This window comes from Paenibacillus sp. PK4536 (assembly GCF_028594455.2).
Classification (GTDB): Bacteria; Bacillota; Bacilli; order Paenibacillales; family Paenibacillaceae; genus Saccharibacillus; species Saccharibacillus nuruki.
The window spans coordinates 1938719-1963613 of the sequence record NZ_CP126313.1 but is presented as its reverse complement, the minus strand read 5'-3'; the positions used below and the strand labels follow the sequence as shown (position 1 = coordinate 1963613).

The 24895-nt window shown below is 35.9% G+C and carries 26 protein-coding genes; 7 read left to right on the top strand and 19 right to left on the bottom strand.

Annotated features, from left to right (window positions below; translation table 11 throughout):
- Positions 1–11 precede the first annotated feature (11 nt).
- The 4 genes from PO903_RS08935 to PO903_RS08920 all read left to right on the top strand — a co-directional run bounded on the left by PO903_RS08935 (position 12) and on the right by PO903_RS08920 (position 3779).
- Positions 12–824 (top strand): hypothetical protein, encoded by an 813-nt coding sequence (locus tag PO903_RS08935; protein ID WP_273593188.1) that lies wholly within the window; start codon positions 12–14, stop codon positions 822–824.
- Between the two features lie 350 nt (positions 825–1174).
- Positions 1175–2629: an amino acid ABC transporter substrate-binding protein/permease gene (locus PO903_RS08930; protein ID WP_273593187.1), complete on the top strand. Its 1455-nt coding sequence runs from the start codon at positions 1175–1177 to the stop codon at positions 2627–2629.
- Entirely contained in the window at positions 2622–3350 is a 729-nt protein-coding gene (locus PO903_RS08925; RefSeq protein ID WP_069327527.1) for an amino acid ABC transporter ATP-binding protein, read from the top strand. Before PO903_RS08930 ends, PO903_RS08925 begins: the two co-directional genes overlap by 8 nt.
- A 138-nt stretch (positions 3351–3488) precedes the next feature.
- Complete coding sequence (locus PO903_RS08920) at positions 3489–3779, top strand: DUF5316 family protein (RefSeq protein ID WP_273593186.1); 291 nt, start codon at positions 3489–3491, stop codon at positions 3777–3779.
- 16 nt (positions 3780–3795) lie between these two features.
- Here the strand turns inward: PO903_RS08920 and hxlB are convergent, their stop codons facing one another.
- The 4 genes from hxlB to PO903_RS08900 all read right to left on the bottom strand — a co-directional run bounded on the left by hxlB (position 3796) and on the right by PO903_RS08900 (position 8401).
- On the bottom strand, positions 3796–4359 hold the full coding sequence (gene hxlB, locus PO903_RS08915; protein ID WP_273593185.1) for a 6-phospho-3-hexuloisomerase: 564 nt from the start codon (positions 4357–4359) through the stop codon (positions 3796–3798).
- 26 nt (positions 4360–4385) lie between these two features.
- Positions 4386–5081 (bottom strand): 3-hexulose-6-phosphate synthase, encoded by a 696-nt coding sequence (gene hxlA, locus PO903_RS08910; protein ID WP_342671994.1) that lies wholly within the window; start codon positions 5079–5081, stop codon positions 4386–4388.
- Between the two features lie 114 nt (positions 5082–5195).
- Positions 5196–6494 carry an MFS transporter gene (locus PO903_RS08905; protein WP_273593184.1) on the bottom strand — a complete coding sequence of 433 codons (1299 nt, stop codon included), beginning with the start codon at positions 6492–6494 and terminating at the stop codon, positions 5196–5198.
- 2 nt (positions 6495–6496) lie between these two features.
- Positions 6497–8401, bottom strand: a complete 1905-nt coding sequence (locus tag PO903_RS08900; RefSeq protein ID WP_273593183.1) for a PfkB family carbohydrate kinase — start codon at positions 8399–8401, stop codon at positions 6497–6499.
- 314 nt (positions 8402–8715) lie between these two features.
- On the opposite strand from PO903_RS08900, the gene PO903_RS08895 reads away from it, so the two are divergent.
- Positions 8716–9171 carry a GNAT family N-acetyltransferase gene (locus PO903_RS08895; protein ID WP_350339080.1) on the top strand — a complete coding sequence of 152 codons (456 nt, stop codon included), beginning with the start codon at positions 8716–8718 and terminating at the stop codon, positions 9169–9171.
- A gap of 102 nt (positions 9172–9273) precedes the next feature.
- Here PO903_RS08895 and PO903_RS08890 read toward each other — a convergent pair whose 3' ends face one another.
- The gene (locus PO903_RS08890) at positions 9274–10299 is read right to left on the bottom strand and encodes a LacI family DNA-binding transcriptional regulator (RefSeq protein WP_273593182.1); all 1026 of its coding nucleotides are present in this window, start codon (positions 10297–10299) and stop codon (positions 9274–9276) included.
- A gap of 212 nt (positions 10300–10511) precedes the next feature.
- Here PO903_RS08890 and PO903_RS08885 point away from each other — a divergent pair, with 212 nt between their 5' ends.
- Complete coding sequence (locus PO903_RS08885) at positions 10512–10976, top strand: MarR family winged helix-turn-helix transcriptional regulator (RefSeq protein WP_137225487.1); 465 nt, start codon at positions 10512–10514, stop codon at positions 10974–10976.
- Between the two features lie 53 nt (positions 10977–11029).
- The gene (locus PO903_RS08880) at positions 11030–12367 is read left to right on the top strand and encodes an SCP2 sterol-binding domain-containing protein (protein ID WP_273593181.1); all 1338 of its coding nucleotides are present in this window, start codon (positions 11030–11032) and stop codon (positions 12365–12367) included.
- 14 nt (positions 12368–12381) lie between these two features.
- On the opposite strand, the gene PO903_RS08875 is transcribed toward PO903_RS08880, so the two are convergent.
- From PO903_RS08875 to purM, 14 genes are all read right to left on the bottom strand, one after another.
- Entirely contained in the window at positions 12382–12939 is a 558-nt protein-coding gene (locus PO903_RS08875; protein ID WP_273593180.1) for a GNAT family N-acetyltransferase, read from the bottom strand.
- A 166-nt stretch (positions 12940–13105) separates the two neighbouring features.
- Positions 13106–14908, bottom strand: coding sequence for an ABC transporter ATP-binding protein (locus PO903_RS08870; protein ID WP_273593179.1), 1803 nt, complete (start codon positions 14906–14908; stop codon positions 13106–13108).
- A gap of 14 nt (positions 14909–14922) precedes the next feature.
- Entirely contained in the window at positions 14923–15429 is a 507-nt protein-coding gene (locus tag PO903_RS08865; RefSeq protein ID WP_273593178.1) for a hypothetical protein, read from the bottom strand.
- Positions 15430–15440: 11 nt separating this feature from the next.
- Entirely contained in the window at positions 15441–15959 is a 519-nt protein-coding gene (locus PO903_RS08860) for a MauE/DoxX family redox-associated membrane protein (RefSeq protein WP_273593177.1), read from the bottom strand.
- Between the two features lie 15 nt (positions 15960–15974).
- On the bottom strand, positions 15975–16388 hold the full coding sequence (locus PO903_RS22290) for a MauE/DoxX family redox-associated membrane protein (RefSeq protein WP_350339079.1): 414 nt from the start codon (positions 16386–16388) through the stop codon (positions 15975–15977).
- A complete protein-coding gene (locus tag PO903_RS08855; protein ID WP_273593176.1) occupies positions 16372–16734 on the bottom strand; it encodes a hypothetical protein in 363 nt (120 codons plus the stop codon). The genes PO903_RS22290 and PO903_RS08855 overlap by 17 nt, the downstream gene beginning before the upstream one ends.
- A gap of 263 nt (positions 16735–16997) precedes the next feature.
- Complete coding sequence (locus PO903_RS08850) at positions 16998–17216, bottom strand: hypothetical protein (RefSeq protein WP_273593175.1); 219 nt, start codon at positions 17214–17216, stop codon at positions 16998–17000.
- Between the two features lie 49 nt (positions 17217–17265).
- On the bottom strand, positions 17266–19059 hold the full coding sequence (locus PO903_RS08845) for an asparagine synthase-related protein (RefSeq protein WP_273593174.1): 1794 nt from the start codon (positions 19057–19059) through the stop codon (positions 17266–17268).
- Positions 19056–19370, bottom strand: coding sequence for a lasso peptide biosynthesis B2 protein (locus PO903_RS08840; RefSeq protein ID WP_273593173.1), 315 nt, complete (start codon positions 19368–19370; stop codon positions 19056–19058). The genes PO903_RS08845 and PO903_RS08840 overlap by 4 nt, the downstream gene beginning before the upstream one ends.
- A 118-nt stretch (positions 19371–19488) precedes the next feature.
- On the bottom strand, positions 19489–19749 hold the full coding sequence (locus PO903_RS08835) for a PqqD family protein (protein WP_273593172.1): 261 nt from the start codon (positions 19747–19749) through the stop codon (positions 19489–19491).
- 222 nt (positions 19750–19971) lie between these two features.
- Positions 19972–21246 (bottom strand): phosphoribosylamine--glycine ligase, encoded by a 1275-nt coding sequence (gene purD, locus PO903_RS08830; protein ID WP_273593171.1) that lies wholly within the window; start codon positions 21244–21246, stop codon positions 19972–19974.
- A gap of 204 nt (positions 21247–21450) precedes the next feature.
- Positions 21451–22998: a bifunctional phosphoribosylaminoimidazolecarboxamide formyltransferase/IMP cyclohydrolase gene (gene purH / locus PO903_RS08825; protein WP_137225856.1), complete on the bottom strand. Its 1548-nt coding sequence runs from the start codon at positions 22996–22998 to the stop codon at positions 21451–21453.
- A 33-nt stretch (positions 22999–23031) separates the two neighbouring features.
- Positions 23032–23655 (bottom strand): phosphoribosylglycinamide formyltransferase, encoded by a 624-nt coding sequence (purN, locus tag PO903_RS08820; protein WP_069328597.1) that lies wholly within the window; start codon positions 23653–23655, stop codon positions 23032–23034.
- A complete protein-coding gene (gene purM, locus PO903_RS08815) occupies positions 23655–24698 on the bottom strand; it encodes a phosphoribosylformylglycinamidine cyclo-ligase (protein ID WP_273593170.1) in 1044 nt (347 codons plus the stop codon). The genes purN and purM overlap by 1 nt, the downstream gene beginning before the upstream one ends.
- Between the last annotated feature and the right edge of the window lie 197 nt (positions 24699–24895).

Sequence of the window (24895 nt, the reverse complement as noted above, 5' to 3'; positions counted from 1 at the left end):
AGGTACAGAAAATGAAAGAAGTTCCAAAGAAGTTATTTAGCGTAATTATGGCAGGCGTATTAACATTATCTTCAGTTAGCTTAGCTTCAGCCGCTGAACCAAATGGAATGCCTCAAGACGAAAGTATTCCAGAAGGTTACAAAGTTATCAAACAGTATGATACGAATGACGAAAGTACAAAAATTAGTAGTCCAGTAGAATTAAATACAATGACTGAATTAGAAAATAATCAAAGTTCTTTATCTACTAATTCAATAGAGAAAGAGAATGTATCTCAAAACACATACAACAAAGTTACCAATGAAGAAACTCACTTGTATAGAGAACTTCAAGATGTAAATACAGGAAATACTATGAACCAATATGTAACGGATCTTTCAGTTTCAGCACCCGGTTCTTATGAACGAAAAGGTACAGAAAAAGATTCCGTCAGTGGGTTAAGTCTTACTATTCGATTATTTTATCACACCAAGACTAAAGCTGATGGAAACACTTATCTTGGTCTAGACAAAATTTATTATCGATACGATAAACCAAATACTAAAGGTCCCCTTCTAAGTGTAAATGGTAGAGTTAATCAATCAGGACCGGGACTTGATGGTAAAGCCAAACTTCAAACTATGACTCTTCCTTCTCAATATTTAACATATAAAGTCGGAACAACAAAGTTAGTTAATTTACAAAATACTGGTTGGACAGAAGTACTAGATGGTGGTCTGGCTACACAACTTGGTATTCAACTCACTGCTAGATTTATAGGCGATAATGGCCAAAATCAATCTTTTCAGTGGCAACTATTTATAAATGGACAAGGAGTTTTTTAAATTTTTTATTTTCCCCTCAAGATAACAAGCTCTTGAGGGGTTTTTCATATTTAAATTTCTTCCTAATATAATACATAGCTTACAAAATAAATTTAAATTTTTGAAATACCTAACATGAATATTCGAATGATACCGTTTACGTGATACATAATTAACTGAAAAGTACAATGACCTATAGTCAATAGCTTGTTTTTTTTGTAGAATGGGAAGACATGTGATGTAAGATATCAATTTGAGATATCTATTGTAAGCAATATGAATCGTGAGCAGGTTGTTTCTCGCTCGATTCAAGTATAGGCATGACAATACTTGCTAATAGACATGAAGAAGTCAATGAAATGGAGGATTTTATGAAGAAATCTAGGGTAATGTGGTTAGTAATGGCTCTCCTTCTTTTCTTTGGAGTATCTACAGGAAGCTTTGCCACGACTGCAACTGCACAAGCACAGGAAGGCAAAACTTATCAAATTGCTACAGATATTACGTTTGCTCCTTTCGAATTTCAGAACTCAAAGGGACAATTTGTAGGAATTGATATGGATCTGATGGCAGCAATCGCCAAAGACCAGAACTTTAGTTATGAAATTAAACCTCTAGGATTTAATGCCGCTGTTCAAGCACTCCAATCTAATCAGGTTGATGGTGTTATCGCAGGAATGAGTATTACCGATGAGCGTAAACAAACATTTGATTTTTCTAAGCCTTACTTCGATTCTGGTGTAGTCATGGCTGTTAAACAAGATAATGATACTGTAAAAACGTATGAAGATTTACGTGGCAAACGTGTAGCTGTAAAAACAGGAACAGAAGGTTATACCTTTGCTGATTCAATCAAAGACAAATATGGATTTACTATGGTTCCATTTGATGACTCTTCACAGATGTATGATGATGTGAAAACTGGAAACTCTGTAGCTTGTTTTGATGATTATCCTGTACTGGCTTATGGTGTTACACAAAATACAGGACTAAAATTAGTTACTGAAAAAGAACCAGGTGGATCATATGGATTTGCGGTAAGTAAAGGGCAAAATCAAGAATTATTACAAAAGTTTAATGCTGGACTTGCAAATCTTCGTAGTAATGGTGAATATGATAAAATTTTAGAAACTTATTTAGGTAAAGATGGTAAAGGTGTAGTTACAGAAAAATTAAGCCGTTGGGAATTAATTCAACAATCTTTCCCTTATTTAGTAAATGGATTATTAAAAACATTACTTTATACTATTGTTTCTTTATTCTTTGCATTTATTTTAGGTCTAATTTTTGGGTTTATGAAAGTTAGTCATAATCGCATTTTAAGAGCTATTGCAACTATATTTGTTGATGTGTTCCGCGGAGTTCCATTACTTGTTCTAGCGTTCTTCATTTACTTCGGTATTCCAGGAGCCTTAGGATTCACAATGCCATTGTTCGTTGCTTCCATATTGGCATTAAGTCTGAATGCAGGTGCATATGTAACTGAGATTATTCGTGGTGGTATTCAATCGATTGATCGTGGACAAATGGAAGCTGCTCGTTCGCTTGGACTTCCTTATCGTACAGCAATGGTTAAAATTATTATTCCGCAAGCAGTTAAATTGATGATTCCTTCATTCATCAATCAATTAGTTATTACATTAAAAGATACATCCATTTTATCTGCAATCGGTCTAGTGGAATTAACACAATCCGGTAAAATCGTTATCGCTCGTACACTAGATTCATTTACAATCTGGTTAATGGTTGCTCTAATGTATCTAATTGTTATTACAATCCTTACTAAAATCTCTAACCACATCGAAAGGAAGGTCAGCAATGGATAAAATTAAAGTAACCGGTCTGAAAAAAAGCTTTGGTTCCAATCATGTACTGAAAGGTATTGATCTGGAAGTTAAAGAAGGCGAAGTGGTTTGTGTCATTGGTCCATCTGGTTCGGGTAAAAGTACCTTCCTTCGTTGTATTAACCGTCTGGAAGAGATTACAGCAGGTACAGTCATTGTCGATGATTACAACATCAACGATAAACAAACTGATATCAACAAAGTACGTGAAAATATCGGAATGGTATTCCAGCACTTTAATCTTTTCCCGCATATGAGCGTAATCAAAAATATTATGTTAGCTCCAACCGAACTCAAAAAATCGTCTCCAGCAGAAGCTCGTAATATCGCTCTCAAATTGCTAGATCGTGTTGGATTAGCAGATAAAGCCGATGCACTACCTAACCAATTATCAGGTGGTCAAAAGCAACGTGTAGCGATTGCACGCGCACTGGCTATGAATCCGGACGTTATGTTATTCGATGAACCGACTTCTGCACTTGATCCTGAAATGGTCGGTGAAGTACTAGGTGTTATGAACTCTCTTGCCAAAGAAGGCATGACCATGATGATCGTAACTCATGAAATGGGCTTTGCTCGTGAAGTGGCCGATCGTGTGATCTTTATGGATGGTGGTTATGTGGTAGAAGAAGGTACGCCTGAAGAGGTATTTGGTAATCCTCAACACGAACGTACGATTAGCTTTTTAGAAAAAGTACTCTAGTTATTCCAAAGTAATAACATCATAAATGATATAATACACAAAAGACTGCGAATATACATTCGACAGTCTTTTGTTTTATTCTAGTAGATTGTAGATACATAGCTGTTCCTATTACATAGTAGAAAGGTGAATACTCTTATGAAAAAAACAGGTTTGCTTTTAGGCTCAGGTGCTCTTTTTCTAGTTGTACTGTATTTTGTTCAATTTGTATTACCATATGAATTTGAACATATACTTCAAGTGGTTGCCGTGATATTAATTGTTATTACACTGGCTCTTTCAGGTACGTTAGTCAGTGGAGATCGGATGCGAGCGAATCAAGCGAGCGACCCTACTTCCAGAGACCGCGGTATGGTTAATTCATGGAGCATTATTTTGTTTAGTCTACCTGTTTATATGGTATTGATAATCTTATATTTGTGGGGTTAAAAAGAAATACTATTTTTCATTCTACATTGCTATGTTTAGCAAATACGTCATCATGTTGGACTTGTTGAAGTTGTCCATAGGCTAAGCATATTGCATCCAGTAAGACATGTGTACATTGATCAAATAATGATCCCAAAGGTTGAATACTTGCCGCTTCTCCTTCACGTCTATACTTGGTCGCTGCTGGGATATGCAAAATCATATCTGCTAGTATACCCAGTGGTGATGATTCGTCGGTAGTCACTGCCACAATAGAGCATCCTAACTCTTTAGCTTTGTCTGCTGTCCATATAGCGGATTTAGTTGTACCTGATCCAGACACAGCGATCAGTAGATCACCCGCAGCAAGTGCAGGCGTCACCGTTTCTCCGATCACATGAGAATCTGCACCTAGATGCATTAAGCGCATAGCAAATGATTTGGCCATAAATCCAGATCGTCCTTCACCGGTTACAAAAATACGCTGACTGTTAACAAGCAACGTGGCTAGCTTACTGATTGATTCTTGTGGTACATGGGCAATCACTTGGCTAATCTCAGCAATAATCTGCTCTGCTGTTGTCGATTGAATGTTATTCATAGATATCACTCCATTTTTAAAATGTATTATATTGAAGCTGTTGTATTTGTAGACTGTGAAAAGAATGTATGGATTAGTTCTCGAATCTGTTGAGCAGCTTCAGCAGGATCATGCGCTTGGGTAATTGCAGAACCTACTATGACAACAGTAGGCGATTGTTGTAATATCGTCGGCAACGTCTCTAACGTAATTCCACCAGCTACAGCAATCTTCGGTGTACTGTTATTGGCAATGGCATCAGTCGTAGTCTGTTGAATAGAAGATGATCCTGCTACTTGTCCGTGATGCTCCTGCTCATCTTTGCTCACATGATGGCATAATACAGCATCTGTATATTGCTTAAGTTGATGCCTTTTTTCTTGAGATACATTTAGCAGATCGATCATCGTCTGTCTCTGATATTTGCGAGCAGTCTGCATACATAATTCTAATGTAGCATCAGGCGCCGCACCCATAACTGTCGCTACATCTGCTCCAGCTTCAAAACAAAGTTCAAATTCGTATTTTGCATTATCGAACGTTTTGATATCCGCCACGATGATTTTATCAGGAAAAGCTTGCTTGATCTGACGTACACTTTCGATACCGAACTCTTTAATAAGCGATGTACCGACTTCGATCCAATCTACATACGGTTCGACTTGTTGTGCCATATGGATAGCTTCTTGAATCGTCATTCGATCTAGTGCAAGCTGTATACGCACTGGCTGTTGTTCAGTCATATTTATTCTGCTCCTTCACTAAATATAAATTATTTTTTACATCGTTTAGATATAAAAGAAATACACTGTTCTATTGTTGTGTGACGTTATTTTACACTTTCACTATTCTTTTATTTAAGTGGCACTGACTTTTGTTTTCCACTCTGGAGAAGTTTGAGGTTTCTGAGTCTGTGGTTTGCGTACCATCATAGTTAAGATCGCAGATAAAAGTAACGAGCCTGCCATAAACATATACGATGCATCGAACCCACCTGTGATATCGTTCAGATAACCTACAATATAAGAACCTGCAAATGAACCTAACGCCCCCATGCTGTTAATCAGCGCCATCGCTCCGCCTGCTACATTACGAGGTAATACTTCCGGTACGATAGCAAAAAATGGACCATACGGTGCATACATCGCCCCACCTGCAATCACCAGTAATACAAATGAAATCCAGAAGTGATTCGGGCCAATGAGATACGATCCGTAAAAGGCAAGTGCTCCAATTAATAAGAAGGGCCAGACAAAGTTTTTACGGCTTTGCATTTTATCAGAAAAGAATGAAGTCACTAACATCAGAATGACAGCGAGCACATAGGGAACAGCCGCTAACCAACCTGTCGATACCATCGTCATATTTGGGGCTTTGGCAATAATCGAAGGTAACCACATCACAAATCCATACACCCCAATACTCCAGAAAAAGTATTGTAGACTTAATTTGATAACAGTGGGTGAACGGAAAGCTTCACGGTAATTCTTCACTTGCTTCATACCTGCTTGTTCACGTTCCAATTCATCTTCTAAAGCTTGCTTCTCCGCATCAGTTAACCATTTAGCTTGAGAAGGCTTATCTTGTACCACTTTCCACCAGACAAATGCCCAGATAATAGCTGGCATTCCTTCTATAATAAACATCCACCGCCAACCTACAGCGGTCACTAGATACCCTGAAATAATCGACATCCACAATACAGTTGCTGGATTACCTAGAATCAAAAAGGTATTCGCACGTGAGCGTTCTTTATTCGTAAACCAGTGTGCATTAAAAACAAGCATGGCTGGCATGACCGCGCTTTCAACGACACCAAGTGCAAATCGGATCACGATCAATAGATTGACATTGGTAATCATCCCTGTTGCAGATGCCAGTGCACCCCACAGAATCAACGACCAGAAAATAAGCTTTTTCGCACTTTTTTTCTCCGCATAATGAGCGCCCGGAATTTGGAAAAAGAAATAACCTAGAAAGAAAAGGGCTCCCAGTAACGACGATATCGCTGCTGAAATATTCAGATCATGTGCCATTCCTGATGCCGCACCAAAGCTATAATTCGCACGATCCAGATAAGCCAGACTATACGTAATAAAAATAACTGGAATTAATCGTAACCAACGAGAAGCAGGTAAGGCTGTCTTTTCTTGCATGTTTATTTCACTCCTTCCAAAGATGGGTCTTGAATTGAAGTATGCTCAACTATTCCATCTGCTGGTGATACATATCTTGGCTGATGATCGATAAAATGCTGTAATTCATGTTCAGTAGGATATCCTTCATGATCGCCAATCGATTGGACTGCTAATGCACCGATCGCACACCCTCTGGTAATCGCTTGTTCGATGGTAAGTCCAGCTAACCAACCGCTAACCGTTCCAACAGCAAATCCATCGCCTGCACCAACTGTATCTATTACATGGTCTACCATAAATCCGGGTACAATACCTTCTTGCTCCTGACTGCGATAATAAGCACCAGATGGACCTAATTTGACGATAACCATTTTCACCCCTTGCTTCAGGTAAAAATCTGCAATCTCTTCCGGTACTACTGATCCTGTTAATATCTGCCCTTCTTCCATACCCGGTAACACGATGTCTGCTTGAATAGCAAACTGATTAATCGTCTGGATCATCTCTGCTTCACTATTCCACAATGTTGGACGCAAGTTAGGATCAAATGAGATGCTTCTATCGTTATCACGCATATGTTGAATAACATGCTGAGCAAATTCACGATTAGTATCTGATAATGCCAAAGGAATCCCTGTCATATGCAAATGGCGTGCTGATCTAAAATAAGAAAGATCGAGATTCTGGATACTCATCTGACTTGCTGCTGATCCACGACGAAAATATTGTACTTGCGGGTCACCGCTGATCACTTTGGATTTGAGCTGAAATCCTGTAGGGTGTTCTGAATCTACACGTACATGATCCAGATTGACATGCTCATTTGCCAATTGTTGTTGTACAAATGTGCCAAAAGCATCAGCTCCTACCTGACTTGCCCAACCCGAGCGAAGACCTAGACGAGCAAATCCGATCGCTGCATTGGCTTCTGCTCCAGCTAGTCGTTTACTAAATAAAGACACATTGTGCAGATCACCTACTTCTTCAGCTACAAACATCGTCATCGCTTCGCCAAAAGTAACGATATCCAGTGATGTGTTATCACTTTTGGTAGGTAAGGTCGATGATGTTAAAAGCTCATTTTTATCTACTTTAGCGGTATCTGTCGTAGTATCCATCGTATGATTGCTCCTTCCTGCTGTGCGTAGTACATGATTGTAATACTCAATCTGTGTATCATCTGATAATGTAAATTCTATCGCCCGCCATGCTTGATTCGGAAGAATTTCGATGACTTGACGCCACAATGCTTGTTCCTCTGTCGGTAAAGGAAGCGTTAGATATCTATTCTCTTGCTGAACCGAATGCTTAGCATGAATATATGTCACATAAGGTGCTAACTGCCGGGCAGCTTGAAGAGCATCATGTCCTGTATATAACCAGTTGCCAATATCAAAAGTCATCCCGATCGAATACAGTGGCGAATGCGCTTGCAAAATAGCTAATTGTTCAAAAAAGCAAAGCAACCGTGCAGGATCACCACCCTCTAGTGTCTGATCATTTTCGATCCATAATTGCAAACTAGAGGTTGAAGCTTGATTAGCAAAAAACTGATCAAGACTTGCAAGAAGTCCTTCTATAGACGACTGTGTAACTTCATAGTGACCGAGTGACAATTTCACTGCATCGGCTCCTAATTGCTGTGCTTCTCTCAAAGAACGATAGAGAATGTCTTGATCTAGCAAATGATTATCTTGCCATAACGATGCAGGTACCGAATAAACAGTATATGCAAGATTTGCTTGCTCAATCGCTTGTCTGCATTGATCTAAAGGCAATAACAGATCAGACTCTACAAACCATTCACGCCGAATCTCTATACCCTCCGCTCCAATCTCAGCAATACGTGTCGCCACTTGTGCTTGAGGTAATTTGCTATGAACAACATCTGCAAATACAGATGTGGGGATAATGGTAGTGGTCATCGATGTGTACTCCTTTCAGCTTTTCGTATTCGTATAATAAAGATGTCTATTATTTCACTATTCATCTGTAAGATATTCATCCGTTTCACTTGTAAAACGCTTTTAATAAATCGGTTTAGTAAATCGGTTTATGAAGTGAGTATAATCCAATCATTTTAGAAATACAAGCCTTTTTGTAAACGTTATCTGTATTTATATGGTAAAAGGTACTTTTGAACTAATCGTACTATCCCAGATGAGTTATTACATATTAATTTGTATATTTATACATAATAGTGTATATTAATCTCTTATACATAAAGGAGATGATTGTATTGGAATCTATACCTACTGTTATCCGTCAAGCAAAAAGTACAGATGTAGACGCATTGACCACTATTATGAATGAATATATCGGAGACTTTTATCAAAAGCCGAAGCCTGCTGTAGAAAAGCTTCACCATCTGATCCATACATTATTGGAACTGCAATCAGGGGTTCAATTTGTAGTCGAGCAAAATAATCAGACTGTAGGATTTGCAACATTGTACTTCTCATTTAGCTCAATCAAAGCAGAAAAAGTGACAATTATGAACGATCTATATCTGCAAGAACATTTACGAGATACGGAAGTTGAAGTTCAATTGTTCAAGCACTGTCACAAATATACTCAAGATCATGGATTTGCTCATATGAGCTGGGTAGCGGCTCCACATAATACACGTGCTCATCGCTTTTTTGATCAAATGGGATGTACACGAATCGATTGGGTCGATTATATGATAGTGTAATACAAAAAGAGACTGTTCAAGATCTGTAACTGTGATCTGAAGCAGTCTCTTTTACATCATTACAATATATATATTTAAAAAGTTATCAGAAGACTATTCATTTTATTGTATATTAATGACTTGAGCAGAAGACTCTCGAATCATCAATGTACAGGTAAATTGCTTTTCTTGTATCGCTGGAGGTTCTTGCCCAGTACTCTCTGCGGAGATCGAAGCAATCAACATTTCTGCGGCTTGTCTGCCCATATCATGAGAAGGCTGAACAATCGTAGATAATGTAGGGGTCAATAACTCTGCAAATGGAATATTATCAAACACAATCAAAGCCATATCTTGCGGAATCTGTAACTGATGTTCTTTGAGAAAAGCCAGTACTTCTAACAAGACTAGATCATTTCCAGCAATAATCGCAGTTGGTAATTGGTGCTGATCTGTCCATGCACTTAATTGGTGTCGTAGTTGCCCGACTTCATCCGAGATTATCATCGGTGTGATCTGTGGTAACTTTTCCTGCATCGCCCTTGTATATCCTTGAACCCGTTCTACCCGAGTCGAAATTGTTAAAGGTGCCGTTAGCATCGCAATCTGTTGGTGCCCGCTAGTAATCAAGTGCTCTGTTGCTGTATAGGCGGCTTGTTCATTATCGACCACTACACGATTGACCTGTACGCCTTCAAGCTTCCGATCTACAAATACCAATGGGAATCCTTCTTGAACTAACTTCTGGTACAACGGTTTTAACTGACCCGATGGAAAAGCAATCACACCATCGACTTGTTTGGAACGCAGTAATTCCAAATCTTCTCGTTCTCTTGCTTCATCTTCATCTGTATTGCAAAGGATCACACTAATGCCTTGTTCTCGACAATAACTCTCGATCCCCCGACAAACTTCTAATGAAAATTGATGCAACATATTCGCCACGATCACACCAATAGTAAATGTACGTTTTTGTTTCAAACTACGTGCTAGCACATTGGGACGATAATCCAATGCTTGAATCGCCGCAGCTATTTTGTCTTTGGTTGTACTGCTCATATATTCATAACGCCCGTTTAGATACTGGGAGACTGTACTTTTGGATACTCCTGCTTCACGAGCCACATCTGCCATTGTCATTTTCGCCATAGTTACTGCCCTTTCTCTATGATCCGAGTGTAGTTAAAGATGCACATACGGATAGGGTTAATCTGTGATTGAATATTATCATAGCGTAAGGATTTATTGTAGCACAACCATCTACATTTTAAGAATAAGATCACCCTGATTTATAGATAGGATATACAAGTAAAGATCATCATCATATTGACATCAACAAATATGTGTATATACTCATATTTATGACAAAACAACATTCAACTTCCGATTTTCCAGAGAAAATCGATTATACCACAATGTGTGCTTGCTTGAATTTTAGAAAAGCTTCGCGATTTATTACGAGTTTATACGATGAATATTTAAGACCTGTCGGGATCAGAGCTACACAGTTATCTTTGCTAATGGCACTTGAACAGACTGGCTCTGTTACTATTACTTCTCTAGCCGAAGTACTTCTTATGGATCGTACTACTTTACCACGCGATCTAAAGCCTCTTGAGAGAAACGGCTGGGTATCTATTACAGAGGGAAAGGATCGTCGAAAACGTTTTATTGCTTTAACACCTGAAGGTAAAGAACTTCTCGACCGTGCACTTCCATTATGGGAACAGGCACAGACCCGTGTTCAAGACTATATGGGTGAGACGCGTTATACAGGTTTACTTGGTCAATTGTCTGATATTGTTAAGCTAAATAGAGAAAATTAATTTTTTTTAATCAAAAAGGTGTATATACACCTAATTAAAAGGAGCAGATAAAAATGGCTGATATGAAAAAACATCCTACCGTTCTGCGTTACTATGAATCCGCCGCACAATCTGCAAATTTTGACAATGAAATACTTGATTATGATTGGATACGCGAATTATGTCTTGAAGCTGGAGCAGATGATGTGGGAGTGATCTCTATCGAACGCTCCGAATTGGATGATCAGCGTGAGGATATTCTATCTGTATTTCCGCATGCCAAAACGATGATCAGTTTCGTTTCCAGAATGAATCGAGAACCGATCCGTACCCCTGCACGCTCTCTTGCTAATATTGAATTTCATCACACTGGAGATAAGGTAGCCGACACATCCCATAACATCGTATCTGCCTTAGAAGCACGAGGAGTACGAGCTTTAAATGCAGCTATGGGTTTCCCGATGGAAATGGATAAGTTTCCTGGTAAAGCATGGGTTGTTTCACTCAAACCTGTTGCCGTTGCCGCAGGATTAGGTAAGATGGGCATTCATCGTAATGTGATTCATCCGAAGTTCGGAAATTTTATTCTTCTTGGTGCTATTATACTAGATGCTAAAGTCAACAAAGAAGATCGACCGATTGATTACAATCCATGTCTGGAATGCAAGCTTTGTGTGGCTGCCTGCCCTGTGGGTGCGATTGGTGCAGATGGACAATTTAACTTTTCATCATGCGCTACACACAATTATCGTGAGTTTATGGGCGGTTTTAGCGATTTTGTAGAAACGATTGTGGATAGCAAGAACACGAAAGAATTTCGGAATGAAGTTCCTGCAACAGAATCCGCTTCATGGTGGCAAAGTTTGAGTTTTGGCGCTAACTACAAAGCCGCTTATTGCTTATCCGTTTGTCCTGCTGGCGATGATGTCATCGGACCATTTCTACAAGATCGTAAAGGGTTTATGAACGATATTCTGAAGCCATTGCAAGCTAAAGAAGAGACGATATATGTTATTTCTGGCTCAGATGCAGAAGCACATGTTCAAAAACGTTTTCCCCATAAAACAGTCAAACGTGTTGGGAATGGACTTATACCGAATTCGATCAGTCTTTTGGTCACCCTGATGCCTCATGTATTTCAACCTAATCAAGCCACTGATGTAAACTGTACGTATCATTTCACATTCACCGGAAATGAAACGAGACAAACCACATTCGATATTCGCGATAAAAAGCTTCAGGTTACCGACGGTCTTCATGGCAAACCCGATATTCAGATTACAGTAGATAGCAAAACATGGCTTAAAATTGTGGCGAAAGAAAAAAATGTAGGGGTAGCATTACTAACAGGCAAACTCAGATTCAAAGGCAATCCCAAATTGTTAATCAAATTTGAGAAATGCTTTGCTTAATGAACGTATCTTATTCAAAGTTTCTTTTTGTTTGATTTGTTGGAGTGTTTTCGATATTCTTTTGCCAATATAGAGTACAGATAGGAATCATGAAATTCGCCTTTATAATACCAATGTTCACGCATCATGCCTTCACGTGTCATTCCGATCTTTTGCATAACTTTCTCAGAAGCTCTATTAGCCGGACGACAAGTAGCATAGATTCGATGTACATCCAATGTCTCAAATCCATAAGTGAGTATAGCTTGAGCCGCTTCTGTCACATAACCTTTGCCCTGATGATCAGGGTTCAGTACATAACCAATCTCAGCATTCGTCTGGTGAACATGAATACCAATCCCGCCGATTAACGTCCCTTCATGCTGGAGGCAAATGGCGAATTCATAATCTTGACGAGACGATTGCTGTTGTTGAGCGATCACTTCTTTCACATACGCTTGAGTATCTGCTTCAGTGTTAGGCCCCCATGCTGTGTGCTTTGTGACTTCAGGTAATTGAGTATAGGTATGTATCGCTTTCCAATCGGTATCTTGTATTTCTCGAATAACAAGTCGCTGTGTTTCTAAGTGCATAGGTGATTCCTCCAATCTGAGAATATATACTATTTAGAAATCATGGTTAAATTTTAATTTGTTTATATTAAAATAAATACTGATTATCACAAAAACAGCCCTTTAAGCATTATATCTGAAAGCTTAAAGGGCTATAACTATTAATATTTTTTAAAGTTATCTTAGTTTATGTTTCTGTATTTGTATACCAATTGGATTGAGCAAGATACATTTCATAATACATTCCTTTTTTACTCATAAGCTCATCAAATGAACCTTCTTCATGTATTTCTCCATTATTCATAACTATAATTCGATTAGCTAACCTTGTTGGTCCTAATCGATGTGATATTGTAATAATAGTTTTATTTTGTGCTAATTTATAAAAAACCTCAAAAATATTTAATTCACTTATTGGATCTAATGCTGCAGTAGGCTCATCTAAAATGATAAGGTCTGTATTTTTAAGAAAACCTCTAGCAATCGCTAATTTCTGCCATTCACCACCAGACAATTCACTTCCATTTGGCATTTCTTTTGTTAGATAAGTATCTAGCTTTTGATCAAAATTAATTATTTTATTATATAAATCAACTTTTTTCAAGTTATCAAATAGTTCTGAATCTTTATTAAATTTTTCTAAATCTCCAAAACTTAAATTTTCTCTAACCGTATACTTATATCTACCAAAATCTTGAAAAATAGCAGACATGATATTATATAAGTTAGCTCTATCTATTTCTTCGATGTTATGTTTATTTAATTTTATTTGTCCACCAGTAGCACTATATAATCCAAGTAAACAATTTAGTAAAGTTGTCTTGCCTGACCCATTATGACCTACTATAGCAATATTTTCTCCTTTTTTTATACGCATAGAAATATTTTTCAATACTTTTTTATCAGTTTGAGGATAAATAAACGTTAAATTATCAACATCAAGTTCTTCAAATTTATTAGATGCAATATGATTAACAAAGGGATTCTTCAAATTATAGTTTAATACTTTTAACAATGAGTTATTATAGATAGCAGTTTCAAATATTGATCCTAGACTTCCACCGATCATACCAAATATTCCTTGTACTGATGTTACAGCTCCTAATAAAGCAACATAATCGCCAACTGTCAATATATTAGAGGAGATTTGTTGTATTAAGATTAATGAAACTACTAAACTTGAAGCTTGTAATATAAAAACAGCCAAAGAAGTAGTCTTAAATTCCCAAAATGCTAATTTTAGGGTATGTATCTGGATATATTGAAAAAGAGTTTTCCATTTATTTAATAAATATTCACCAGTATTATAAATTTTAATTTCTTTTACAATACTTCTATTTAAAAAAAGATCAGATGTATAATCCAACTCTCTAGATTTCAAAGCAGTTTCTTTGCTAATATTATAACTTTTAGTTTTCACAGCAAAAAGCAAGATTATACCCGGCAAAGTCGATATAAATAAAGCTAAAGGCATGGTCCAATGTATAGTTAAAAGTATTCCTAACATACCTAATAGAGAAATTATACTTCCTATAATTGTTATTATATTTTGAATTACATTAATACCACTAGTAGAGATAGCAATATTAGATAAACTAATATCATCAAAAAACTTACTATCTTCATATTCCTCATATGGTATTTTTAATATTTTTTCGTAAAGTAATTTTTTTAAAACAAAATTTGCATCTCGAGAAATTTTAGTAAAAATATAATCACCAAAACTATTTACTAGCGATGATATATACTGAATTAAAAAAACAGCTATTACTAATTGAATAGTCAATGTTAATAAATAGGGTTGATCATGAATATTACTTATTGAATCTATAACTTTTTTATTAAGTAAAACTACTATAGGGGGTAGAACAGAAATAATAAGTTTACATATCATATACCAAATGAAACTACTTGGATTCTCTTTATAAGCTAGTATAAAAAAATACTTTTGACTTTTAATAAATGCTACGATATCCAGTTCTTTTAACATAAGTACCTCTTAATTCAATTAATATATTTAGTTATATTCTCTTCTGATATATATCCTTTAGACGTAATCTTACCATATACATCGTTTTTAAAAATAAAAGGAAAACCGTTCACTTTAAGTATATTAATTACATCTTCCATGTTTGCTGATAACACTTGATGTTGAAATGATTGATTAGATATTTTAGAATATCCATCTTCGGATCCTACAGTTAAAAATCTTATATTTCTTAAATATTCTGATTTAATAACTTTTAAAGTTTTTAAAACTTTTTCACATTGACTACAATTAAGATCTATCAAAATAAAAGTATCTATGTTTTGAGAATGAATCTCTTCTAATAAATTCACTTCTTGATTAAGATAATTATGAACTACTATATTTGGTAATCCCCCCCCTATTTCTATACCTTGATTAATTACTTTTGATACTTTAAATTTATTTATAACTAGTATAATGATAAATAAAACAACTAAAATCATGAGAATTAATGAAACAATAATTTGATATTCAGCATTCATATTTTTCTCCTTTAAATTTCATCTAATAATCTTCTAGATAACACTAAAATAAAGCCCCAGAAAAAAGCACTTATTAAAATGATATAGAATTTTATATTTAGATCTTCGCTCATTAATAAATACAAGCTAGAAGGTAAATATAATACACTAGGAATCAAGCTCAAAAGTAGAAGGATAGTCTGAATTAAACCTCCCAAACCATGCTTAGCACTTATCATGTTACCAAAACAAAAGCATTTCGTTTCTTTTTTATTTAGCATTGCATCAATATGTATAAAAACAAAGCTTAATAGCAACACGATGGCTAATATTTGCACATAAATAATATCTCCACGAAAAAGTAAAGATATCGCTAAAAGCACTTCAAAAATAGGCAATAAATAACTTAAAGGTACCAACAAATAATTAGGTATTATTTTTAAAATTTTTAACTCATTTTGATTTTCTTTAATAGAAAAAATTTTACTTATACCTGAAAACAATAAAACTAAACCTACACCAACATGAAATATCGTAGACAGAATTTCCATAATGTATTCCTCTATTCAATAATATCTAATTTTCAAACCATATAACAATATAATAATAAACAGAATTATAATATTATTTAGTACATTTTTAGCTGTTACTTTTCTGGGTGTTTGTAACGAAAAACAGCCGCAATTATTACTGAATATTTTATTCAAACTTTTTATATTTAGAAATATATAAAACAATTGTAAAAGTGCTGCTAATAAGACAATATAGGATAAAGAAAAACCGGCAATAAAATTTAAAGATACAAATAATTCGATTGTAATGAGTAAAGGTACAAGTATAATGACTAAATATTCATATTTGATAATTTTATAATCATTAATAGCTTCAAAAAATAAATATTTCTTTTTGAATTTAATAATACTATTTTTCAAAAAAAAACAACCTAATAAAAAAAACAGGACCTTAATTACTAAGATCATTAGAAGGCCTCCAAGTTAAATTTGATTCAATACCTTTTTTTCTGTTCATAAAAGATGTATCATATAAAAAATCATTATCAAAATCAAACAATTCGATTGACTTGTTATCCTCAATATAAAAGACCGCAGGAAATTGATTTATGTTTAATTTTTTCAATATTTCTAATACTTCAATATCATTATTCTCTTCAATATCTATCAATATAACGTTTTGTTTTTTTATAGCTACATGATATATTTCTTTAACAATTTCTATTTCATGCGATAACATATCATTAAATATTAAAATGGCATAACCAGTGTAATTTTGATTAATTTCTTGTTTAATATTTTTTTTATCTTTCAAAAAAGATCTATTACTATAGATTTTGAAAGTGATATACAGATATACCAGAATACAGAAGATTATTATTATTCCATAAATGTAATTACTCATAAGCCACTCCATATAATTAATTATAATTAAGATCGCATCACATTAAATATGATGCGATCATATAACAATATTATGCTATTTATAAGGTTTTTTAATGGTTATTTTTAAAAGATAACTTTAGATTCACACAATAAGTTAATTCATTTAAAAAAATCAATATTTATTCTAGTGAATTAACATTGATTAGAATCAGTACTACATACTAAATCTCTACTACAAATATTCCGACCTTGACCGTATGGTCCTTCAACTCTCCAATGAGTTCGATTTCTATAAGCTTTTGTAGCCCCTACTTGATCAAGAGTAGCATTTTCTTTTCCCCATCCACATTCCCCTTTGATAACTTCCATACTATTTCCGCATTCTACGAGTGTTGGACTAATATATTTCATTAATAATTCCTCCTATTTTTCACCTTATAAATAGCACAATAGTCTTATATCAATTATTGACTTTAGTATTGTATTTTGATATCCATAGTTCAATCGCTAGCATAAGCCAAAAGCTATCTGATACAGCAATTCCATTACGCCATTTCATAAGCTCTTTATTCCATTCTTCTAAAGAAATAAAGCCTAATTTAATAATTAATTGCGGTTGAGATAAAGTACTATAGATTTTTTCCCAATTTGTTCTTATACTTTTATATGTATAAGCTAAATGTGTTGTTTTATTTATACGATTTTTTATTCGTTCTGTTAAAATGTCTCCTAATGAATTTCTCAAAATCAATTTGCTATGGTAATCTGAGAATCTTAATTCGCCTGGTAAAGTATATACAAATTCAATCAATCTTCTGTCTAGCAATGGATGTTTTATATCCACTTTATGAATAGCACCTATTGTTCTATCCATATATAAATGAGCTTTTGCATTACTAATTTGATAATACAATTGTTTTTGATGAGAATATCTGATCTTCTTCATCTTTTTCTTCATTTTGGTATAGTAGCTACTTTCTTTATTTTTCACCTCCTCATCCAGAATATTAGAAGATAGTGTATACTTAAAGAAATTTTTAAATGCAGAGCTATTAGTGGCAATCGAATATTTTGTAACATAAGAAAGTGCTTTGCCTAACTTTCTTCTTTTGATGAAATCATTTGTAACATCTAAAGAACCTGTTAATAACTGATCTCCAGCAAATCCAGTTAACATCCGATTTATTCCATTTTCAGCTGCACCTTTAACTAATCTATTGGTGAACTCAAATGTCAAACCACTAACATGTGGCTCATATGAAAATGGAATATTCTCAGGAAAATTCTCATACATTAATTCATTGTCGAATTCTTTGTAATTTCCTTTATCTTTATATTTATCTAATAACTCATTAATATAAATTTGTTCATCCGATTCTTTAAGTTCATTAAATACAGCACTTATTGAAGATATTTGTTGTTTTTTTTCTTTATCTTCTTTTGATAATATTTTTGAAGCTGCATAGATTGAAGTAGAATCTAGTCCGCCGCTTAGCATAATCGAGGTTTCATCATTTTTTTTCAATCTAGACTTTACTGATTCGAAAAATATTTCTTTAAATTTCTCTTCGTATTCTTTTTCATTTAAGAATTTAATATTTCCATTTATATTACATAGATCCCAGTAATTATGTATTTGGTAATCTAACTTATCATTTAATTCTAAATAATAACCACTGCTTAATCTTTTTACTTCTTTATAAGGAGTTAATTCACTATCTACTATTCCATTACAATCTAAAAATTCTTTAAAATATTCCATCTCTAGATCTTTAATATTAAAATAATCTTGTAATATGAAAATATCATTTGCAAAAATATATTTATTATCTTTTTTGATCCAGTACAATGTTTTTATCCCTACATGATCTCTTACAGCATAAGTCAAATTCTTATCACTGTCATATAGTATAAATGAAAATTCTCCAACCAATTCATTCAAAAAATCTATTCCTAGATTCCTATATAAGTGAATTAATAAATCTTCTGTACATAATGCTTTACTAATTTCGTATTTTTCTTTTAACATTTCTTGATTGTGTATATCTACATCACCTAAAACTACTATTTGATTATTTTGTATTTCTGGTAAAGATTCACTATCACAACATGTAAATCTATTATTAAATCTTTCAACTTCTTTTTGATATACTTCTATATTAAATTCTTTTTTTATATACTCTTCAACTTTTTGCTTCTGACAGCTTATACTGTTAGTATTTATTTCTGCTAAAAACCAACGAATTGTAATCAACCTCCCATAAAATCATTTGAATTTAAAATGATTTTATATTTATTTGTTTCTTCTTCGTCACCAAAAAAATTTCTATCTTCTTCTATCAACCACGCATGCGCTTCGAAAGGAAATTTTCTAATTCCTACTACCATATCAACTTGGATATGATATTTTTTTCTGAGAATCTTATATCCTAAAAAAGTTTTATGTATACAATCTGCTTTTCTAGGATACCAGGTACATACCATATCTAGCATATCAAATTCAAAATTTATTCTTTCAGAGAATTTTTCATAGTCAACAATATTAATATTTTTACTTTTTTCCAAAAAATTCTTTTTTGAATACTGATCAAAAATATTTGTAAAACCTATTTTGTGTAATTTAAAATCAAACATTATCAATAATAAATATAAACGAATAAATGTTAAGACATTAAAAAATTTGCTATTCAGTTATAATCACTCCTGATTTCTTGAGATCTTTTAAAAAGATTTCAAGATCTTTTTGTACTTGTTCTTTTGTCACTTCGAATTGTTTACTTATGTAATCTACTATCTCTTTATTTTCTTTTTCTAAATTTATTTGCTTCCAAAAAATTGATGATATAAAGTCTAATGCAAAAAACTTATTATCTACTAAATTTAATAAAATTATTTCTTCATCTTCTTCATAAACTATTAAATGCTTATTAATTTTATTTTTCATTTCTATAATCACCTATATAAAACTATTTTTCTAATAACTACTAAAACTAACTAATTACTTATTTTTAGTATTTCTTCAAAAATCTATGCTAATTAAAATTTAATTTTTCTAATCATATAAGAAAAAAAAGGAAATGTCAATAAAAAACATAAATTTCTTTTAGAATCCATATTTAGTAGAAGTCTAGATTTAATTTTATAGACTTCTACTAAATTATAATTATTATCTTTTCAAAAGAGCTTTAGCAGCAATATCGCTACGCTGATGTTTACCTTCAAATGTAATCTTTTCAGCATGTTCATACGCTTTGGCACGTGCTGTTGCAATATCTGTTCCTAAGCCTACAACACCCAGTACACGTCCGCCATTGGTCACCACTTCACCATGTGTGCTTAATGCTGTACCTGCATGAAATACCAGTGCTTGCTCATCTGTATGTTCTAGCCCACTAATCGGCAATCCTTTAGCATAAGCAGCAGGATAACCTCCTGAAGCAAGGATTACACATACAGCGGCTTGCTCACTCCACTGGATCTCAATATCGGCAAGTGTACCATTTACCGTCGCTAGGAAAATCTCTAGCAGATCACTTTGTAGACGTGGTAAGACCACTTGCGTCTCAGGATCACCAAAGCGTGCATTGAATTCAATCGTTTTGGGCGTGCCATCTGGTGAGATCATCAATCCTGCAAATAATACTCCGCTAAATGAACGACCTTCGGCAACCATCGCTTTGGCAGTTGGAACAATAATCGTCTCTATTGCTTCATCAATAATACTTTGCTGGATATGTGGTAACGGCGAATAGGTTCCCATTCCACCTGTATTTGGTCCTAGATCGTTATCATATGCAGGCTTGTGATCTTGCGCCGCCGCCATAGGACGAACCGTTTCTCCATCAACAAAAGCTAAGATCGACATTTCTTGTCCAGCCAAAAATTCTTCGATTACTACTTTACTGCCTGCTTCACCAAATACTTTATCTTGCATAATCGACTGTAACGCATCGACCGCTTCGTCCATACTGTGCGCAACCGTTACCCCTTTACCTGCGGCAAGTCCGTCGGCTTTGATCACGATAGGCATCGATTGTTGTTGAAGATACTGAAGAGCAGACGGATAATCATCGAACTTTGCATAAGCGGCTGTTGGAATATTGTATTTATGAAGTAAGTCTTTCATAAAGGTTTTGCTACCTTCGATAAGTGCTGCATTTTTACGAGGACCGTATACTGGAATTTGACGATGTTCAAAAACATCTACAATCCCATCAGCTAGTGGATCATCTGGACCGATCACAACCAAGCCTACTTTTTTTTCTTCCGCAAAATCAGCTAATTTCTCAAATTCATTCACTTGAATCGGCACACATTCTGCTAGTTGTGCAATGCCTGCATTTCCAGGGGCACAGTAAATTTTATCTGCTTTTGTACTTTGGGCAAGCGACCAGATGATTGCATGCTCACGTCCTCCACCACCAACCACTAAAATATCCATCACGTCACGCTCCTTTACTATAGAGAAGGATTTTTCAAGCCAATAAAACAACAGACCGAACAAGAAAAATTCGGTCTGTTTTGTTGCGTATTGCAAGCGAATTTATAGGAGTACAAACATTGTTTTATAACTATCTACCATCTGATTCTGTAGTATTTCTCAGTAAATCTATTTCCATTTTTTCCAAATCATATTCCTATACGATTAATGTTTGAAATGACGTACGCCTGTGAATACCATAGCGATACCATATTCATTAGCCATTTTGATTGATTCTTCGTCTTTGATCGATCCACCCGGTTGAATAATCGCTTTGATGCCTGCTTTAGCTGCCAATTCGACCGTATCGCCCATTGGGAAAAAGGCATCTGAAGCAAGAATAGCTCCGTTCGCTTTTTCTCCTGCTTGTTCGATCGCAATTTTAGCGGCTCCTACACGATTCATCTGACCTGCACCTACGCCAACGGTCATATCATCGGCTGCTAATACGATCGCATTGGATTTCACATGCTTTACGACTTTCCATCCGAATAACAATTGCTTCAATTCTTCGCCAGAAGGAGAACGGTCAGTGACGACTTTTAGATCATCTGTCGTAATCGAATGTACATCACTTTCTTGTACGACCATACCGCCTTCAATCGTAGTCACCACATGTTGCGATGTACGTGCTTCCGATGAAGTCAATTCGCCCATTTTCAGCAAGCGAATATTTTTCTTTTTCGTCAAAATTTCTAATGCTTCTGGTGTAAAATCTGGGGCAAGTACGATTTCTAGGAAAATCTCACTGAGCGGTTGCGCTGTTTCTGCATCAATTGTACGATTAGCCGCTACAATCCCACCGAAAATCGAAGTTGGATCTGCATTGTATGCTTTGTTGTATGCTTCAGCGATCGTCTCGCCTACGCCTACTCCGCAAGGATTCATATGTTTGACAGCCACGACAGCAGGTTCTGTAAATTCTTTAACAATTTGTAGAGCCGCATTGGCATCATTGATATTGTTGTAAGATAACTCTTTGCCATGAAGTTGCTCCGCAGTCGTCAGTGTACCTGCTGGTGCCATCGGCTTACGGTAAAAAGCTGCTGCTTGATGTGGATTTTCGCCATAACGAAGATCTTGAATCTTCTCATATGTTACTGTGTAACGCTCTGGCAAAGGATCACCTAATACATTGCACAGATAATCAGAGATTAGAGCATCATATGCCGCAGTATGACGGAATACTTTAGCTGCTAGACGTTTACGTGTATCCAGAGTTGTATCCCCTTCTGCACGTACTTCTTCTAGCACTTGCGCATAATCGTTAGAATCGACCACTACACTAACAAATGCATGATTCTTCGCAGCACTACGCAACATCGTAGGTCCACCGATATCAATATTTTCTATTGCATCTTCATAAGCTACATCTGGTTTGGAGATCGTTTCTTGGAAAGGATACAAATTCACAACGACCAGATCAATATACCCCAATTCCAAATCTTTCATTTGCTGTTGGTGTTCCGCGCTATCTCGAACTGCCAACAGACCACTATGTACTGCCGGATGTAATGTTTTGACACGACCATCTAGAATCTCAGGAAATCCAGTTACTTCTGAAATACCAATCACCGGTACTCCTGCTTCAGCAAGCAGATTTTTAGTCCCACCTGTCGAAATAATTTCAACACCCAATTGAGACAACTCGCGGCAAAAATCAACCACACCTGCTTTGTCGGACACGCTCACTAGCGCTCTTTTGATACTCATGATGGATTTATTCCTCCTTTAATTTGAAAAAAGTTATGTTTCCACAATCACTTGTCGTCCTTCAAGCGTGACTTTACCTTGTGCAATCTGAGCCACCACTTGTGGATACAATTTCCGTTCAATCTCATGTATCCGTTCGGCTAGCGTCTCTGCTGTATCGTGTGGCTGTACTTCTATAGCTTGTTGCGCCACAATCGGCCCTGTATCCATGCCATTATCTACAAAATGAACCGTAATCCCTGTTAATTTCACACCGTATGCCAGTGCCTGACCTAATGCATCTTTTCCTGGAAAAGCAGGCAATAAAGACGGATGTACATTGATCATCCGACCCATATAAGGATTCACGATTGTCGGTGTAAGCAAACGCATATAGCCTGCCAACACAATCAGATCAATCCCCCGGCGTTCCAGTTCAGCTACAATCTCTATTTCATACTGTTCACGACTACTGTATTCTTTAGGGCGAAAAACATACGTATCTACACCCGCTTGTATCGCACGCTGAACCACGGGGGCTTGCGGTTTATCTGAAACTAACAATTCGATTGTTGTTGCTTCTGTTGCACCGAAATACCCCTTTTGCCATGCATCGACCATCGCTTGAAAATTAGTGCCTTCCCCTGAAGCAAAGACAGCAATTCGAAAAGGCTTCATTACACATCGACTCCGGTAAATGTCACAACTTTGGTTCCTTCATGCACACTTCCAAGTCTGTATGCGGTCTCGCCTTGTTCTTTGAGGACTGCTAATGCCTGTTCTGCTTGATCCGCAGCAACCACAATCACCATACCAATACCCATATTGAATGTCGTAAACATATCTTTGTGGCTAATACCGCCTTTAGCTTGCATCAATTGAAAAATAGGCAAGATCGGCCAGCTTCCGTATTCGATATCAACATTCACGTTTTCAGGCAACATCCGTGGAATATTTTCGATAAATCCGCCACCTGTAATATGTGCCATTCCTTTGACTTTAACCGCTTCTTGTAACGCAAGTGTTGATTTAACATATATTTTAGTAGGCTCTAGCAATACATCTCCAAGTACAGCACCATCAAGTTCTGCTACCGTATCTTTGAGATCATATCCACCGTCTTCAAGTAACAATTTACGTACCAGTGAGAAGCCATTACTGTGTATGCCACTAGAAGCTAAGCCTAGCACGACATCACCAGATGCAATCTCACTACCTGTGATCACTTTGGCTTTATCTACGATACCTACGGTAAATCCAGCAATATCATATTCACCTTCCGAGTACATTCCTGGCATTTCAGCCGTTTCGCCACCGATCAAGGCACATCCTGCTTGACGACATCCATCAGCAATACCGGATACAATCGCTTCGATCTTTTCAGGAATCACACGATCACATGCTAGATAATCAAGGAAAAACAACGGTTCTGCACCTTGTACCACGATATCATTCACACACATCGCAACAGCATCGATACCAATCGTGTCATGCTTATCCATCGCAAAAGCAAGCTTCAGCTTCGTGCCGACACCATCCGTACCGGATACGAGTACAGGCTCATCATATTTATCTTTATTCAGGCCAAACAATGCACCGAAACCACCAAGTTCTGTCATCACTTCCGGGCGAAACGTTGTTTTAACGTGCTTTTTCATCCGTTCTACTGCTTCATTCCCTGCCGCGATATCGACCCCGGCACTTTTATAGGCTTCTGACACTGTACATCGCACCTTTCGTTTGGGCTTAGGAAATAGGGTTGCGGGTAGAAGAGTTGGTGAGCTACAGCGCTGCGAGGAAAAGGTTGTTCTATCGTCGCGTTAAGATTGGATATCTTGATAGGACTGCTGGGCAGTCGATATCTAACCTTAGCTTATGCTTCCGATGTAGTTTTCTATCGAAAACTTGTAAGGCGAGC

Coding starts and splice junctions, on each gene's coding strand:
- PO903_RS08935 (WP_273593188.1), top strand. CDS start 12: ATGAAAGAAGTTCCAAAGAAGTTATTTAGCGTAATTATGGCAGGCGTA.
- PO903_RS08930 (WP_273593187.1), top strand. CDS start 1,175: ATGAAGAAATCTAGGGTAATGTGGTTAGTAATGGCTCTCCTTCTTTTC.
- PO903_RS08925 (WP_069327527.1), top strand. CDS start 2,622: ATGGATAAAATTAAAGTAACCGGTCTGAAAAAAAGCTTTGGTTCCAAT.
- PO903_RS08920 (WP_273593186.1), top strand. CDS start 3,489: ATGAAAAAAACAGGTTTGCTTTTAGGCTCAGGTGCTCTTTTTCTAGTT.
- hxlB (WP_273593185.1), bottom strand. CDS start 4,359: ATGAATAACATTCAATCGACAACAGCAGAGCAGATTATTGCTGAGATT.
- hxlA (WP_342671994.1), bottom strand. CDS start 5,081: ATGACTGAACAACAGCCAGTGCGTATACAGCTTGCACTAGATCGAATG.
- PO903_RS08905 (WP_273593184.1), bottom strand. CDS start 6,494: ATGCAAGAAAAGACAGCCTTACCTGCTTCTCGTTGGTTACGATTAATT.
- PO903_RS08900 (WP_273593183.1), bottom strand. CDS start 8,401: ATGACCACTACCATTATCCCCACATCTGTATTTGCAGATGTTGTTCAT.
- PO903_RS08890 (WP_273593182.1), bottom strand. CDS start 10,299: ATGGCGAAAATGACAATGGCAGATGTGGCTCGTGAAGCAGGAGTATCC.
- PO903_RS08885 (WP_137225487.1), top strand. CDS start 10,512: ATGACAAAACAACATTCAACTTCCGATTTTCCAGAGAAAATCGATTAT.
- PO903_RS08880 (WP_273593181.1), top strand. CDS start 11,030: ATGGCTGATATGAAAAAACATCCTACCGTTCTGCGTTACTATGAATCC.
- PO903_RS08875 (WP_273593180.1), bottom strand. CDS start 12,939: ATGCACTTAGAAACACAGCGACTTGTTATTCGAGAAATACAAGATACC.
- PO903_RS08870 (WP_273593179.1), bottom strand. CDS start 14,908: ATGTTAAAAGAACTGGATATCGTAGCATTTATTAAAAGTCAAAAGTAT.
- PO903_RS08865 (WP_273593178.1), bottom strand. CDS start 15,429: ATGAATGCTGAATATCAAATTATTGTTTCATTAATTCTCATGATTTTA.
- PO903_RS08860 (WP_273593177.1), bottom strand. CDS start 15,959: ATGGAAATTCTGTCTACGATATTTCATGTTGGTGTAGGTTTAGTTTTA.
- PO903_RS22290 (WP_350339079.1), bottom strand. CDS start 16,388: ATGATCTTAGTAATTAAGGTCCTGTTTTTTTTATTAGGTTGTTTTTTT.
- PO903_RS08850 (WP_273593175.1), bottom strand. CDS start 17,216: ATGAAATATATTAGTCCAACACTCGTAGAATGCGGAAATAGTATGGAA.
- PO903_RS08835 (WP_273593172.1), bottom strand. CDS start 19,749: ATGAAAAATAAAATTAATAAGCATTTAATAGTTTATGAAGAAGATGAA.
- purD (WP_273593171.1), bottom strand. CDS start 21,246: ATGGATATTTTAGTGGTTGGTGGTGGAGGACGTGAGCATGCAATCATC.
- purH (WP_137225856.1), bottom strand. CDS start 22,998: ATGAGTATCAAAAGAGCGCTAGTGAGCGTGTCCGACAAAGCAGGTGTG.
- purN (WP_069328597.1), bottom strand. CDS start 23,655: ATGAAGCCTTTTCGAATTGCTGTCTTTGCTTCAGGGGAAGGCACTAAT.